Below are 15,125 nucleotides of genomic sequence, written 5' to 3' on the forward strand. Positions count from 1 at the left end.
GTTCCAGGTCCGGGAATCCAGACAAAAGTTTGGACTTCTTCCTAGGCTCGGGAATTTAAACCAATATGTTCATTTGATCTTAAGGTCCCTATCTCATCTTCCAAATCTGCATAACGAGGACCAACTCTCCTTAAAAGTCGCATTATACGAATTGATCGGAAACGCGATTGAACACGGTTGCGCTCGAATCACCTATCACCAAAAACAAGAGTTGATGTTCCAAGAGAATGATTACTTCTCTTATGTGGACAAGATCTGTGAATCCAAAGAAGAATGGATCCAGGTAGAAGTAGACTATGATGATACAAGAGTGACTGTTATCCTGGAAGATGGTGGAGAAGGTTTCGATCCTGCAAGAGTTCCAGATCCTGTACAAGATCCGAATGCAAGTCAACTTTCAGGAAGAGGTATCTTCTTAGTGCGTATGAATGTGGATTCCCTTTCTTATAATGATAAGGGAAACCAAGTCACATTTGTAAAGAAACTTCAAAAAGCAGAAGTGAAACAGGCTTAAATTAACAACCCAACAGAAAGGTAGAATATTCTATTTTAAGAATATATGAATATATACTAAGATTGTTTGGAAGAAGGTTTGTAATACGCTAAAAAATAACCACTAAGCAAGAACCAAGAAGGAATTTGTCCCAAGAAAAATGCTCCTGCTGCTCCCATCGTTCCATACTCAGGGATTAAAAGATTATCCAAAACTAAGCCGAAGACCAATCTAACTAAAGCAAGTATCGCAAGTAACCTAGGTTGTCCTAATGCAAATAATGCCATTCCGAGTGGAGAAAATACCAATTGGAATAGATAATTAGGATATAATAAATGGAATATAGGAACTGATTCAGGATATTTTCCTGAGAATAATGCGGAGAAGACCCAATCTCCTAAAAACACCCAAGGCCCTAAAGCCAGAGCAAATACCACAGCCACTAAGATAGATTTGCCCAAATAACTAGTGAATTCCTTATTTTCCGTTAGCCTAGAAAGTTTAGGATAGATCATTGAATTTAATACAGAAAATAAGATCACAAATCCACTGAATGGTTGTAAAGCCACCCCGTAAGCCGCTACAGCCTCATTCGAATGGTATTTATTCAGGAAAAATAACTCCATCCTATCTGATACAATTGCAAATAAAGAAGCTAAAAATGCATAACGATTGAAAGAGATGAGTTCTCTGGTTTGTTGTCGGACTTCTTCCTTATCACCTGCCCAATGCAATTTTCCTCTCGGGAATAATAGGAAGAATAACACAATCGTGAAAACTGGAGCTACGGAGAAGATCCCAAGTATATCCAAATGTCCGAGCGCATGGTCCGAAAATTGATCTGCTAAATACAAAATCAAAATGCGGATCAAGTTTGGAAGAGGATACCAAATAGAAAGCGCATGATATTGTCCAAAAGAAACAAATATACTTTCGAAATAAGAATTAAAAGAAAGAACAAAGCTACCGAATACGAGAAGAAATGCAGCCAGCGCATTCTCCTTTAAAAAATAAACAGCAACACTTGTAACAAGCACCAATAGAAATAATGCAGCCCATTTGACCCAGAGAGAAGATGCAAGAAGCACTCCAATCTTTCTTTTGTCTTCCGTCATTGGAGAAAGGAAACGTACTAAGGCGGTGGGTAATCCAAATTCTGCCACAGCTAAAAGTATAGGCAGAAATCCGGAATAGTATTGGAAGATCCCGTTCTCGTTTTTACTCAAGATACGAACGGAATAAACCATAAAGATAAAATTCAGTAGGGAGGCGATTACCTTGGAAAACCCTACTGAAAAAAAGCTACGTATGAATCCGGAGGTCCGTAATTTTCCGATACTTTCGGAAATGAACTGTAGAGAGGATCCAAGGCGAAGCATGAAGTTAAGTTAGATAGGCGCCTCCGCGTATCCTTTTTAAAAGAATGGGAGCGAGATGGCCAATATAGTAACACACGATCCCATACTTAAAGTATCTGGCAACCGGATTTTCCCCCAATAGTGAGGAGAGAATTTTTCCGAGAGCCAAATAAAAGATCAAGATCCCAAGAATGATCACGGCTACTCGGATCAAAAATACAATCCAAGAATCGACTGATTTCCAATCCAATCCTGCCCTCTTATTATACAAAATCCCGATCCCAAAACCTGCAAGAGCTCCTGCTGAAGAGATCACCTGCTCCCAGGATTTATTCGTAGACTCAGGTTGGCTTGGGTCATGAAGAAGAATGCTAGGCACAGTGAGAGCTAAAATAAAAAGTACAAGTGACTTCAGTCTTTTCTGGTCCGGTACCTGTCCTGTAAAACCAGGTTCCAAAACTCCAGGGTCTTTTGAGAACCAGAACTCCAATCCGAATAATACAAGTAATCCTAAAACAAAACCTCCGAGGGTATCGCCCAAAAAGTGAAGTCCAGCGTACATTCTTGCAATTGGCATAAATAAGATCAAAAACGCGGTAAGTATTCTCACCCAAGGAATTCTTACATGCAAAAATAAAGTTCCGTATAACACAACTGCGGTCTGCACATGTCCAGATGGAAATCCATAGGAACCTTCCATGAGTCCGAGCTCAGAAGGGAATGGTAAACCTATCGGTCTTGGCATAGTAAGTAGCGCCTTACAAGCTCCATTCACAATACTAGCTATCAAAAGACCAAGTGTCATTCTGAGTCCAATCTTTCGATCCAAACAAAGATAGATAAGAGAGACCAAAGCCATAAAAAAGAGAGAAGATCCCAAATAATGGAACACAATTGTAAGAGGATCCAACACAGGTTTTAAGGCAGAAACATGAAGAGCCTCTAAAGGCGAGTTAGAGAATAAGATCTCTTTCCACAGGAAACTATCCGTCATAAAAACGAGCATATAAAGTTTCGGTTTTAAACGCAAAATGAATTCTTTCTTAGATCTTAGCCCTCTGGGTGTTTTTAGAACATTCGTTTTGTAAGCCAAAATCCAGTTGCTAGATTCGTATTCCTACTGCATGATAGATATATAAGTGGAATTTATTGAACGATCGTTCTCCAAACGACAAAACAAACAAAGTTCGGTCAAAATTTACTAAAGGCCAGAACATTAGGAGAATATAATGGAACCTGAAATTTATACACCCCATAATAAATTAAAATTTGTGACTGCCGCTTCACTTTTTGACGGACATGATGCTTCTATCAATATCATGAGAAGAATACTTCAATCTTCTGGAGCAGAAGTAGTTCACCTTGGTCATAATAGATCAGTCCAAGAAATCGTAGACTGTGCCATCCAAGAAGATGTGCAAGGAATTGCAGTCACAAGTTACCAAGGTGGTCATGTAGAATATTTCAAATATATGATAGATCTTCTGAAAGAAAAAGAAAGTTCTCATATAAAAGTATTCGGCGGAGGTGGAGGAACTATCCTTCCCTCCGAGATTCAAGAGTTAGAAGCTTATGGAGTTTCTAAAATTTATTCTCCAGATGATGGTCGCTCCTTAGGATTACAAGGAATGATCAACGATCTATTACAAAAATCTGATTTTATTCCACCACATAGATTTAATGGAAATCTTTTCGCAGAGATCCGCAAAAAAAATCCGATCGCAATCGCAGAATCAATCTCCTTAGTGGAATCTTCTGAAAATGATCCTAAAAAAATAGACCCTGGAAAATTGGATTTTCCACTTTCCAAAAAGACGATTCCGATTTTAGGAATTACTGGAACAGGAGGAGCAGGAAAATCTTCCCTTACAGATGAATTAGTCAGAAGATTTATCCATGACTTCGAAGACAAAACAATTGCTATTATATCAGTAGACCCTTCCAAAAGAAAAACAGGAGGAGCACTTTTAGGAGATAGAATACGTATGAACTCTATCTCTCATCCAAGAGTTTATATGAGATCATTTGCAACTAGAGAAGCAAATATCGCATTGAACAGAAATGTCAAAAAAAGTCTGGATGTTCTCAAAAGTTCTGAATTCGACTTAGTGATCGTAGAAACAGCGGGGATTGGACAAAGTGATTCAGAGATCACAGAAGTTTCCGATCTTTCACTATACGTGATGACTCCTGAATTTGGAGCCGCCACTCAATTAGAAAAAATTGATATGATCGATTATGCGGATTTGATTGCAGTTAATAAATGTGACAAAAGAGGAGCATTAGACGCAATCAGAGATGTCCAAAAACAATTCCAAAGATCCAGAAAACTATTCGATCAAGGGCCTGAAACGATGCCAGTATTCGGCACAATCGCTTCTCAATTTAATGATCCTGGCACAAATAATCTATATGTTGCACTGATTGATTCTTTGAATAAAAAATTCAATCTGGATTGGAAATCTAATTTTGCTGCAAGCGCAGAGACTAGCCAAAAGATCCATATCATCCCTCCAGATAGACAAAGATATCTAGCTGAGATCGCGGAAGAATGCGAGAAATACGAGAATTTCGTCAAAAAAGAATCCGAAACTGCAGAAGTTTTATATAGGATCAAAGGTACGATAGAAGTATTAAAAGAAAGAGGCAAAAACGTCTCTGACTTGGAAGAAGAATACTCCAAAAGAGAAGAAGGACTTCATCCTGATACTAAAAAGATCCTGAAAGAATGGGATTCTAAATTAGAAAAATATTCTGGAGAATTTTTCACTTATAAAGTCAGAGACAAAGAGATCAAGGTAGAGAATTTTACAAAATCTTTAAGTAATCTGAATATCCCTAAGGTTTCCGTTCCTAAATTCCGCAACTGGGGCGAAATTGTAAAATGGTCTTATACTGAAAACTTCCCGGGAGAATTTCCATTTGCTGCTGGGGTATTTCCTTTTAAAAGAACCGGCGAAGATCCTACTCGTATGTTCGCAGGAGAAGGCGGACCAGAAAGAACAAACGCAAGATTCCACTACGTTAGCCATGGAATGCCGGCTCATCGTTTGAGTACTGCATTCGATTCTGTTACATTATATGGAGAAGATCCTGGACTTCGTCCAGATATTTATGGTAAGATCGGAAACTCCGGAGTGAGCATCGCTACCTTAGATGATGCTAAAAAACTCTACTCTGGTTTTGATCTTTGTAGCCCTAGCACTTCTGTGTCCATGACGATTAACGGACCGGCACCGATGCTTCTATCCTTCTTCTTAAATACCGCGATTGATCAAACCTGCGAAAAATATATTCGTGCAGAAGGAAAAGTAGAAGAAGCAAAATCCAAACTTGCGGAGATCTATTCTAAAAAAGGTGTTCCTGTTCCTCACTATAAAGGAGAGATCCCGAAAGGAAATGATGGTCTAGGCCTTCTTCTTTTAGGAACAACCGGTGATCAGATCCTTCCTAAGGAAGTTTATGAAAAGATAAAGAAAGAAACTCTTTCTTCTGTTCGAGGAACTGTTCAGGCGGATATCTTAAAAGAAGACCAGGCACAGAATACATGTATCTTCTCCACTGAATTTGCTCTGAAGTTAATGGGTGATATACAGGAATATTTTATCTGGAATAAGATACGTAATTTTTATTCTGTTTCTATTTCAGGATATCATATAGCAGAGGCAGGAGCAAATCCGATCACTCAGGTTGCCTTCACTCTTGCAAATGGTTTTACATTTGTGGAATATTATCTTTCACGCGGAATGAAGATTGATGATTTTGCTCCGAATCTTTCCTTCTTCTTCTCCAATGGAATTGATCCTGAATATGCAGTCATTGGAAGAGTGGCGCGTAAGATCTGGGCCAAGAGTATGAAATATAAATACAGCGGATCTGAACGTTCTCAGATGTTAAAATACCATATCCAAACTTCTGGACGTTCTTTACACGCACAAGAGATTGCATTCAACGATATTCGAACCACCTTACAAGCTTTATATGCAATCTATGATAATTGTAATAGTTTGCATACGAATGCATATGATGAAGCAATCACAACTCCTACAGAAGAATCTGTAAGAAGAGCAATGGCAATCCAGCTCATCATCAATAGAGAATTGGGTCTGGCTAAAAACGAAAATCCTCTACAAGGTTCCTTTATCATTGATGATCTTTCTGCTCTAGTAGAAGAGGCAATCTTGTCTGAGTTCAGACGTATCTCTGAAAGAGGCGGAGTTCTAGGTGCAATGGAAAGAATGTACCAAAGAAATAAGATCCAAGAAGAATCTCTGGAGTATGAACACAGAAAACATACTGGAGAAATTCCAGTAATAGGTGTGAATACTTTCTTAGGAAAAGATGGATCTCCTACAATTCTTCCAGAAGAAGTAATCCGCTCCACTGAAGATGAGAAAAAAGCGCAGATCAGAGAGTTGGAGGCATTCCAATTCAGGAATAAAGAGGAATCTTCTGAGGCCCTGAAAAATTTACAAGCCGCTTGCCTATCCGGAGAGAACGGATTCGAAGCATTGGTAGAAGCAGGAAAGGTTTGTTCTTTGGGACAAATGACCCATTCTCTTTACGAAGTGGGCGGCCAATATAGAAGAAGTATGTGACCGAGCGAGTGATACAAATCAATTCAGAGGACCTTTTTTTGTTTCCCTTAGGGTTTCAAGGTAGAAAATTTGGTCCAAGGCCATGACTTCTTCTGCAATCCAGTTTACAGAGACACATGTATACGCTGAAAAAAAACGGTTTAGAGTCGTTTTTGTGCGGAACGTATGTTCTGTCGAAACCGAAGAAATCGGCCTAATCCTGCAAAAGATCCAAGAAATCCAGCCGACCGTTGTAGAGCTAGATCTCGAAAACGTAGTCGCAATCCCTTCTCTTATACTGAATCGGATCTTAAAACTTTTGGCGGAATTAAAGTCCAAAGGAGTCCCGGTGGAAATCAAAACCAGCGAAGGACTCAAAACTGTTCTGAATCGACTGAAAATCTCCCTACAATGAAAACGATTTCTATCATTCTGACCCAATGTTTCCTATTCCAAAGTTTGGTATTCGGAAGCGGTTGGTTCTGTGGAATGCTCGCGGGTGAGATCAAACTTTGCCATTGTAATCACGGAAGCCAAAAAGAAAAACACTCAGATTCTGAAGATTCCAGATTCTCTTCCAAACTCGCTGATAGCGGAGAAGATCATTCTAATTCAAAACCTTCTTCCCTACCCGACTGTCATTCCGCTAAATCGGGTGAAGCACATAAATGTGCCTGTAAAAAAGCAAAAGATAAGGCCTCTTATTTAAGCGGGACTATCTGCACTCAATTTTTCACTTATTCCAAATTAGAAAACATAGCTCCTGAAACTCTTGGCTCAGAACTTCTGAGCCGTATTCAAGAAGGTTGCGGAGTGTTTGTTTCTTTCGATCTAGAAAGACCCCCTCAATTCTCCTAAACATTTTCTAAACCTCGAACGAGGAAGCGGAGGATATACCTATATCCTTACGCTAATACGAAAAATCGGAAAGTAAAACACTTTCCACAGGAGAATATTATGAAATCATTATGTAGATCCGTAATCGCGGCCGCTTCATTAATTTTTATAGGTTGTGACGGATCGTCCAGCCCAAACGCCGCTCTTTTAGCATTAGCTACCCTGAGCCCACCAGGAATTGAATTTAAAGCAGTAGTCGGAGATAGCGATGCCAGCTGCGGAGGAGATATTACAGGGCATGGAGATAGTCATTCTAGCTCTGTAACGATCCAACATGTGGCAGGAGTTATGCCAATCGGACTTAAAGATCTTAGATTTTATGTTTCTGAATTTGAACTTGTAGATCAAAACGATAATATAATCACTTTAGATGTTCCTAATACTGGAGCTTGGCAGTACGGTGGAGTTGCACTTCTTGACTTTGAAAACGGAAAAGGAAGTTGTAGCGGGACTACGGAAACAAACAATTTTGTCCAAGCTTCTGTAGAAAATAAAACCTACAAAACTCTTAGATTCACTTTGGGAGTTCCAGAAAGTTTAAATCATATCGATTACAGTGTTGCTCCTAGTCCATTAAATGTTTCTGGACTCGCTTGGAGCTGGACCATGGGTTATAGATTTTTCGTAGGAGAATTTCTCTCTAATGATGCTGCAACTCTTGGAAATGCAGCAGTTCTACATATAGGATCTGCCGGCTGTTCCGAATCGGCTGGAGTTTATACCTGCACCAATTCCAACCGGACTGTGATTGAACTAACTCCTACCGAAGGATTCAATCCATTCACACAAAAGGTTCAATTCGACCTTAAAAAAGCTGTGACAGGTTGGGATATCAGCACTGGAAGCAAAAGTTGCCATTCTATGGGGGCCATGGATAGCGCGACCTGTTCCTTAGTGTATCCGAATTTCGGTTTGGATTATTCTACCGGCAATGCTGGGTCCACCACACAGACAGTATTTGGAATAATTTCCAAATAGGAATTATAACGATGGTTTCGGTCAATTCGGCTGAAACCGGAGTATTTTATGAATAAATATATTACGTTTTCTTTACTCTTCCTTCTACTTTTTCAATGTACACAATTGGGGCTGGCGAAAGAAAAAAGTTCCGGATCAGAAAGTATACTTTTACTTTTAGGAACTTCTCCTTCCGAAGGAACTCCATATACCTGGGATCTTCCTGCGGGATTTCCTGCGCCGAAAGTTCCAAGTGATAATCCAATCACCGTGGAGAAAATAGATCTAGGAAGGTTTTTATTTTATGATACAAGATTATCTGAAAATGAAACCCAATCCTGTGGAAGTTGCCATAAACAAGAAAATGCGTTTACCGATGGGCTAACTGTTTCCGTTGGTTCTACAGGTCAGTCTCATCCGAGAAATGCACAACATCTTTCTAACGTCGCCTATAATCTTAGGCAAACTTGGGCAAATCCAGTTTTAAAAAAATTAGAAGACCAAGCAAGAGTTCCTATGTTCGGGGACAATCCAGTTGAATTAGGAATGAAAGACAGAGAAGATCTTTTGTTAGAAAGGCTTTCGACCGATTCTGACTACGTTTCTAAATTCAAATCCGCCTTTCCAAACGACCAAAATCCTTTCAGTATATTAAATATTACGAAAGCTTTATCCAGTTTCCAAAGAACCTTTATCTCCGGAAATTCTGCATACGATCGATACCAGGCTGGAGATTTTTCTGCCCTAAGCCCTTCTGCAATCCGAGGTAAAAACCTATTCTTTGGAGAAAAAGCAGAATGTTTCCATTGCCATGGTGGTTTCAATTTTACAGATACAGTCCTTCACACAGGAACGGTTTTCGAAGAAGTTACATTTCATAATAATGGATTAGATTCTTCCAGATTTGTAAGTCCGAACGGCGGATTGTATGAATTCACATTTAAGGAAGAAGATCGTGGAAAATTCAGAGCACCTTCTCTGCGTAACGTAGAACTTACTGCACCCTATATGCATGATGGCTCAATTCCGGATCTATTATCTGTAGTGAATCATTATGTAAACGGTGGAACGGGAGACGGAACTACAAATCCATATAGAGATGTTTTTGTAAGAAGTTTCTCCTTAAGTGAATCCGAAAAACAGGATTTGGTTGAATTCCTAAAAAGCCTAACAGACACGGAATTTACAACCAATCCTAAATTCCAGGATCCGTTCTGAAATTTTAGATAAATATGATGAAGAATAAAATAAAATTCGAATATATCTTACTATTCTTATTGTCCTTCCAAGCATGCGCCTATGGAACCTTAGGGAACTCCACGGAAGAAAGATCCACAGAACTTCAGGCGTTATTCCGTATTATGGATGAAAGAAGAGCGATCATTTCTCCTTGGTTATACTACTCGGATGACCAAGGAGATTCTGATATAGGTTCTTTTACATTAAGTGGGAGTTCTACTTATCAGATACAACTCACCGGGAACGAAGTAGTATTAGAAAGTATTTCAATGCTATTCAAGGGGCCTGAAAATTCTTTTTCTGTCTCCTCTTCCTCTACAGATGGCAAGGTCCATGTGTTTCATTCAGGTGGTTCAGAAACTCCTACAACAGGAACAGGCTCTTATTCCCACAAATACGGGATCAAGGGAAGTTTTTCTGCAGGAGATATTTCTGCCTCTGATTTTAACACTTTAACTGGACCGGTAAAAAGGCAAAGTTTATCCCCTTTTCCTGCTGTTCCATACGGAACCTTGCAACATATTTATGGGGAATTTTCCGACCTTCTGCTTACATTCCAGATATTTAATGGATCAACAACCAAAACGGTTCATGTAGAATTAAGAGAAGCAGAATTCCAAGTAGAAGCTTCCTGTGATTTAGAGATCCCTTATAAAAAGAATGTTCCATTCTCGATTGGATTTAGGACGGATGGCCTACTCTCCCAGAGAGCTGGATCTTCTGTTTCTATCTTGGACGGGATCTTTGCAATTTCTGGTTCAGAGATCACAATCAACGATTTTCAAAATACTACACTATACTCTGAAATCCTGGAGAACCTGGAAACAAGCGGCCAGGTCTTGGTATTATATCCATGTTTCTAATATTCAAAAAAAATCATCTATTAATTTTCATAAAACTTATTGCATTTCTATTCTTCATCTTTTTAGGCGGAGAAATTTTTGCCCACCATGCAGGAGAAGGCCAGAATATGACTTCTTCTACAAGGTTTATCGATCCTTTTACAGGAAAAAGGGAGAAACCTTCTGATTATCTTTTGATCAGCCAGGATTTTCAAAAAGGTACAATTGATAATTCTAATCTCTACACTACCACTGTGTTTGGAGAGTTCAATTTTGCAGGTGGTAAATATGCCGCAAACTTCAGTGCTCCATGGACTTATTATGAGCAGAAGGATAGAAGTGACGCTTCTCGTTACGGCAAAGCATTCGTTGGAGCCAAATGGAATCCTTTGATAGATACTGGCTGGCCATTCTTTATTATTTTAGAAGGTAGACTTGGTTTTCCTTCTGGCGGTGATACAGATAAATTTGCAGGTGGAGATTATTATTCAGGTATTGCGAACCTAACCTTAGGCGCCACTTGGAAACAGTTCTTATTTGTTCTTAGGGGTTCTGGGATTTTTCCTCTTTCTAAAGATCATGCGAATCTGGACACTCAATCTGGACTTCCCTATTGGGCGCAAAGCTCTACTACTCAAAATACAGAAACTCATCCTGAGATCCAAAAGATCACCCAGTGGTTTGCATATATTACCTATTTTTGGAGTAAAGATTTCAGTGTTTTCGGAGGACTTTTATACAGGACTCCTTATGTGAACGTGATCGGTGGTGGTAGTCTTTTAGAAGAAGATTCAGAAACCCAGAAAAAATTCCCGAAAGCTTTCAAAGAAGCTAGTTTAGGTTTTAATTATACTCTTACTAAAGGTACTTATCTTACGATTGCAGGCCGGCTTCCTTTGATTAGAGATCCCGAGATCAGGCTTTATGATTATGCGATCACTACTTCTATTTCTTTCGAACTTCCCGAATGGAGAGACTCTTCAAAAAAATCGGAGAAGGAAGTAGATGAGTTCGAATCGGAAGAAGATTTAGAGAAGAAATAGCTGGGTTTTCACGCAAAGGCGCCAAGACCGCAAAGAATATTGAACAGAGAGGCGTGGCCATTCAATCCCAAAGAGATTGGAAACATAGGGCTGAATTTTTTTCGAAACTTTGGAAACCCGACTTGGCCACACATTCTTCCTCGGTGGAAGGAAAATAATCTATTCCTCCACCCTCGTATTTGATCCTACAACATCCTTGTGTCTTGGAAGGTTTTTCTTTTTTGGGTGCTGACTCTTGGTTCTTGGTATCCTTAGTAGGCTCAGGAGAAACCCCCAAGACGGAAGTCGCGATCGAACAAAGATAACTAAAGGCAAAAACCAAGATCAAAGTTCGAAAATTCATCAAACCTATTTTATCTCCAGAATTAGTTTACAAGGCAAGGAAAAATCCCTGAATTCAAAAACCGAAGTTAAGTTTTTACGTTGACTCGGCGGCCTTGCGAAGGTGACAAAGGGAGAAAAGTTCAAAAGACCGAATAGGAATTCGAATGAAAAATCTCCGCTCAATTCTACCAGGACCTAAGTCCTTATCAGCTTCCGTTATATTCCTTACGATCGTATTCAGCCAAGTTTCGGCGGAAACGATCCTTTTAAAAAACGGTGAAAAAACCTATGGAACTGTAATCGATCAATCTACTGACACTGTTACAATTCTAAAAGAAACCAAAAGACAAACCTTAGCTAAGTCCCAGATCTTAAAGATCATCTTCAAAGATATCAAGGACGAGACGGAACTTGCAAAATTATTCGAGGCTGAAAAAAAGAAGCTGAACAAAGACGGCAAGAAGCCTGAGAAAGAAGAACAATTAGACACCATTCTTCTGGAACAAATGATCAAGGAGAACAGTTATAAGGCGGTCCAAAAGCGTTTAGCCTTGATCGAGAAGTACATAGACGAACAAGATTCAAGTTGGGAAGAATATATTTCTGCTAACAGAAATCCTTGGGAGCCTGTTTGGAAATCTGCAATCCTACCGGGTTGGGGACTTTCTACAATGAAACATGAGAATTATGCAAGGGCTTATCAGATTGCAATCGGTCTTTCTTTCCTCGTTGCAATCGGTGGAAGCCAAGCAGCAACAGAACAACATAATAAAGCTGAGAATCGTATGAGCAAAATTTTATTCGAAGATCCAGTTACTTATGCACAGATCCAAGGTTCAGGTATTACTGGAGCTTCAGTTATAGTAACTAAAATGCAATCGGATAGTATTTCAGAATATAATTCCTTTAAGAGTAAAGAGAACCAATACGAGACTTATAGCAGAACAGGACTTTATATGGGTGTTGGTTTGTATTTAATTCAATTAGCTCAGAGTTATTTTTTAGGCCAAAAATGGGCCACTCATAATATAATCCAAACTCCTTCCGGAGAAGCTGTGAAAGAAGGTTTTAATTTCAAAAGTAATTATATGCCTATTGCTGCAGGTGGCGCGAGTAATCTTTGGGAATACCGCACCGACCTGAGATATGTAAGTTCTTTCTAAACTTCTGGAATAGAATATCCTTTCGATTTCAACCAGTCCTGGTCGTATAACCTGGACTGGTATCTTGCTCCACTGTCCGCAAGTATTGTGACTATTGTTTTTCCTGGTCCCAGCTCTTTTGCAAGTTTTACTGCAGCACCTACATTGATCCCGCTAGATCCACCTACAAACAATCCGTCTTTGCGGAGAAGTGTATAAATAAACTCTAAACATTCTTCGTCTGTAACTCGGATCGCATCATCAAAAGGTGCATCTTTCATATTTTCAGTAATTCTTCCGTTACCAATTCCTTCTGTGAAAGAATTTCCTTCTGAGCTTAGTTCACCCTTTTTTACAAAATTATAAATTGCTGATCCATAAGGTTCTGCAGCGATTGTTTTGATCTTAGGATTTTTTTCCTTTAAGAACATCGCAGTCCCGCTGAATGTTCCTCCTGTTCCTAAAGATGCAAGCCAAGCATCCACTTTTCCCTCTGTTTGTCTCCAGATCTCAGGTCCTGTAGTATGATAATGTGCCAAACGGTTTGCCACATTGTCGAATTGATTTGCCCAGATGGCATTCGGAGTTTCTTCTGCGATACGAGCAGAAACTTTTACATAGTTTCCCGGATCTTTATAAGGAACTGCAGGAACTGTTCTTACTTCTGCACCAAGTGTTCTAAGTAGATCTATCTTTTCTTTGGATTGAGTGTCCGGAATTACGATCAAACATTTATATCCTTTTGCATTACAGATATGTACGAGCCCTATTCCAGTATTTCCCGCAGTGCCTTCGACTACTGTTCCGCCTGGCTTTAAAAGTCCCTTCTTCTCTGCTTCCTCAATGATAAATAATGCGGCCCTATCTTTTACGGAACCTCCAGGATTTAAGAATTCAGCTTTTCCTAAAATTTCACAACCTGTTAGGTCCGAATAATAATTTAAACGGATGAGAGGAGTATTCCCAATCGCATCTGCAAAACCTTTTTTGATCTCCATAAGAGCCTCTTTATTATAATATTTTAACGTAAGTGCAAATAAAAAAAGGAAAGCAAATCCACTTTCGTGAATCCGCTTTCCCCCTCGAATTTTTCCGATTTTGTTTTTTGTACCGGAAAAATGATCTATGTTTTCGAACCGTTAATTAAGCGATTGTTACGTCTTTAGAAAGATATACGTCTTGGATCGCGTTTAATAAGGCTACCCCGTCTTTCATAGGCTTTTGGAACGCCTTTCTTCCGGAGATAAGTCCCATTCCACCAGCTCTTTTGTTGATAACTGCAGCTTTTACCGCATCACCAAGATCATTAGAACCGGAAGGTCCACCAGAGTTGATCAGACCAATTTTACCCATGTAACAATTTGCTACTTGGTATCTTGCCATATCGATCGGATGATCGGAAGAAAGATCAGTATACATCTTATCATCTTTTTTACCGAATTTCAGATCTCTGAATCCACCTAAGTTAGTTTCAGGCAATTTTTGTTTTACGATATCTGCCTGGATAGTAGCAGCCAAATGGTTTGCTTGTCCAGTAAGGTCAGTAGCGATATGATAATCAGCTTTATCGTTTTTGAATCCATCATTTCTGAGATAAGCCCAAAGAATAGTTACGAGTCCTAGTTCATGAGCTCTGTGGAAAGCTTCAGAGATCTCTTGGATCTGTCTGGAACTTTCGTCAGAACCGAAATAGATTGTAGCTCCTACGGCAGCTGCTCCCATATCGAATGCCTGCTCTACATTTGCAAAGAGGATCTGGTCGAATTTGTTTGGATAGCTTAGAAGTTCGTTATGATTGATCTTAACTACAAAAGGAATCTTGTGAGCGTACTGACGAGATACTAATCCTAAAACTCCAAGAGTGGAAGCAACTGCGTTACATCCGCCTTCGATTGCAAGTTTTACGATATTTTCTGGATCGAAATAAGCAGGGTTTTTAGCGAAAGAAGCACCCGCGCTATGCTCAATCCCTTGGTCCACAGGAAGAATGGAAAGATATCCTGTTCCTGCAAGACGTCCAGTGTTGTAGATGGATTGGAAATTTTTAAGTACAGAGTTATTTCTGTCAGTCTTAGCAAAAATTTCGTCAATGTAATTTGGACCAGGGATGGTCAGGGTTTCCTTGGGGATGGTTTTAGAGACATGATTTAAGAGAGAATCCGCTTCCGCACCTAATGCGCTCTTGATTTTATCTAACATTCCAGTTATACCTATTGGTTTTATCGATCTGGTGACTAGTTTTGGGGCGAAGCC

14 protein-coding genes are annotated in these 15,125 nt (G+C 39.5%); 9 read left to right on the forward strand and 5 right to left on the reverse strand.

Features of this window, described 5'->3' with window-relative positions; all coding sequences use genetic code 11:
* On the forward strand, positions 1-514 hold a 514-nt coding region (locus CH362_RS16405; RefSeq protein WP_133124480.1), incomplete at its 5' end, for an ATP-binding protein.
* Positions 515-570: 56 nt separating this feature from the next.
* Here the strand turns inward: CH362_RS16405 and CH362_RS16410 are convergent.
* Positions 571-1,872, reverse strand: a complete 1,302-nt coding sequence (locus tag CH362_RS16410; RefSeq protein ID WP_100711406.1) for an oligosaccharide flippase family protein — start codon at positions 1,870-1,872, stop codon at positions 571-573.
* A gap of 4 nt (positions 1,873-1,876) precedes the next feature.
* The gene (locus CH362_RS16415; protein WP_100711500.1) at positions 1,877-2,881 is read right to left on the reverse strand and encodes a phosphatase PAP2 family protein; all 1,005 of its coding nucleotides are present in this window, start codon (positions 2,879-2,881) and stop codon (positions 1,877-1,879) included.
* Between the two features lie 199 nt (positions 2,882-3,080).
* On the opposite strand from CH362_RS16415, the gene CH362_RS16420 reads away from it, so the two are divergent.
* The 7 genes from CH362_RS16420 to CH362_RS16450 all read left to right on the forward strand — a co-directional run bounded on the left by CH362_RS16420 (position 3,081) and on the right by CH362_RS16450 (position 11,406).
* Positions 3,081-6,449 (forward strand): methylmalonyl-CoA mutase family protein, encoded by a 3,369-nt coding sequence (locus CH362_RS16420; protein WP_100711407.1) that lies wholly within the window; start codon positions 3,081-3,083, stop codon positions 6,447-6,449.
* Between the two features lie 82 nt (positions 6,450-6,531).
* Entirely contained in the window at positions 6,532-6,843 is a 312-nt protein-coding gene (locus tag CH362_RS16425) for a hypothetical protein (RefSeq protein WP_100711408.1), read from the forward strand.
* The gene (locus tag CH362_RS16430) at positions 6,840-7,286 is read left to right on the forward strand and encodes an LIC_11090 family protein (RefSeq protein ID WP_100711409.1); all 447 of its coding nucleotides are present in this window, start codon (positions 6,840-6,842) and stop codon (positions 7,284-7,286) included. The genes CH362_RS16425 and CH362_RS16430 overlap by 4 nt, the downstream gene beginning before the upstream one ends.
* 99 nt (positions 7,287-7,385) lie before the next feature.
* Entirely contained in the window at positions 7,386-8,303 is a 918-nt protein-coding gene (locus tag CH362_RS16435) for an MbnP family copper-binding protein (protein WP_100711410.1), read from the forward strand.
* 48 nt (positions 8,304-8,351) lie between these two features.
* A complete protein-coding gene (locus CH362_RS16440; RefSeq protein ID WP_100711411.1) occupies positions 8,352-9,500 on the forward strand; it encodes a methanobactin export MATE transporter MbnM in 1,149 nt (382 codons plus the stop codon).
* A gap of 14 nt (positions 9,501-9,514) precedes the next feature.
* Positions 9,515-10,384, forward strand: coding sequence for a hypothetical protein (locus CH362_RS16445; protein ID WP_244280622.1), 870 nt, complete (start codon positions 9,515-9,517; stop codon positions 10,382-10,384).
* Positions 10,375-11,406: an LIC11086 family outer membrane transporter gene (locus CH362_RS16450; RefSeq protein WP_100711413.1), complete on the forward strand. Its 1,032-nt coding sequence runs from the start codon at positions 10,375-10,377 to the stop codon at positions 11,404-11,406. Before CH362_RS16445 ends, CH362_RS16450 begins: the two co-directional genes overlap by 10 nt.
* Positions 11,407-11,467: 61 nt before the next feature.
* On the opposite strand, the gene CH362_RS16455 is transcribed toward CH362_RS16450, so the two are convergent.
* The gene (locus tag CH362_RS16455; protein ID WP_165780283.1) at positions 11,468-11,752 is read right to left on the reverse strand and encodes an LIC_11321 family protein; all 285 of its coding nucleotides are present in this window, start codon (positions 11,750-11,752) and stop codon (positions 11,468-11,470) included.
* A 142-nt stretch (positions 11,753-11,894) separates the two neighbouring features.
* Between CH362_RS16455 and CH362_RS16460 the strand changes: the two genes are divergently transcribed.
* A complete protein-coding gene (locus tag CH362_RS16460; RefSeq protein WP_100711415.1) occupies positions 11,895-12,893 on the forward strand; it encodes an LA_0442/LA_0875 N-terminal domain-containing protein in 999 nt (332 codons plus the stop codon).
* On the opposite strand, the gene CH362_RS16465 is transcribed toward CH362_RS16460, so the two are convergent.
* Positions 12,890-13,870 carry a cysteine synthase A gene (locus tag CH362_RS16465; RefSeq protein WP_100711416.1) on the reverse strand — a complete coding sequence of 327 codons (981 nt, stop codon included), beginning with the start codon at positions 13,868-13,870 and terminating at the stop codon, positions 12,890-12,892. The two genes, CH362_RS16460 and CH362_RS16465, sit on opposite strands and share 4 nt — an antisense overlap.
* Positions 13,871-14,015: 145 nt before the next feature.
* On the reverse strand, positions 14,016-15,071 hold the full coding sequence (locus CH362_RS16470; protein ID WP_100711501.1) for a class I fructose-bisphosphate aldolase: 1,056 nt from the start codon (positions 15,069-15,071) through the stop codon (positions 14,016-14,018).
* Between the last annotated feature and the right edge of the window lie 54 nt (positions 15,072-15,125).

The sequence above is a fragment of the Leptospira saintgironsiae genome (genome assembly GCF_002811765.1).
GTDB classification, from domain to species: Bacteria; Spirochaetota; Leptospiria; order Leptospirales; family Leptospiraceae; genus Leptospira_B; species Leptospira_B saintgironsiae.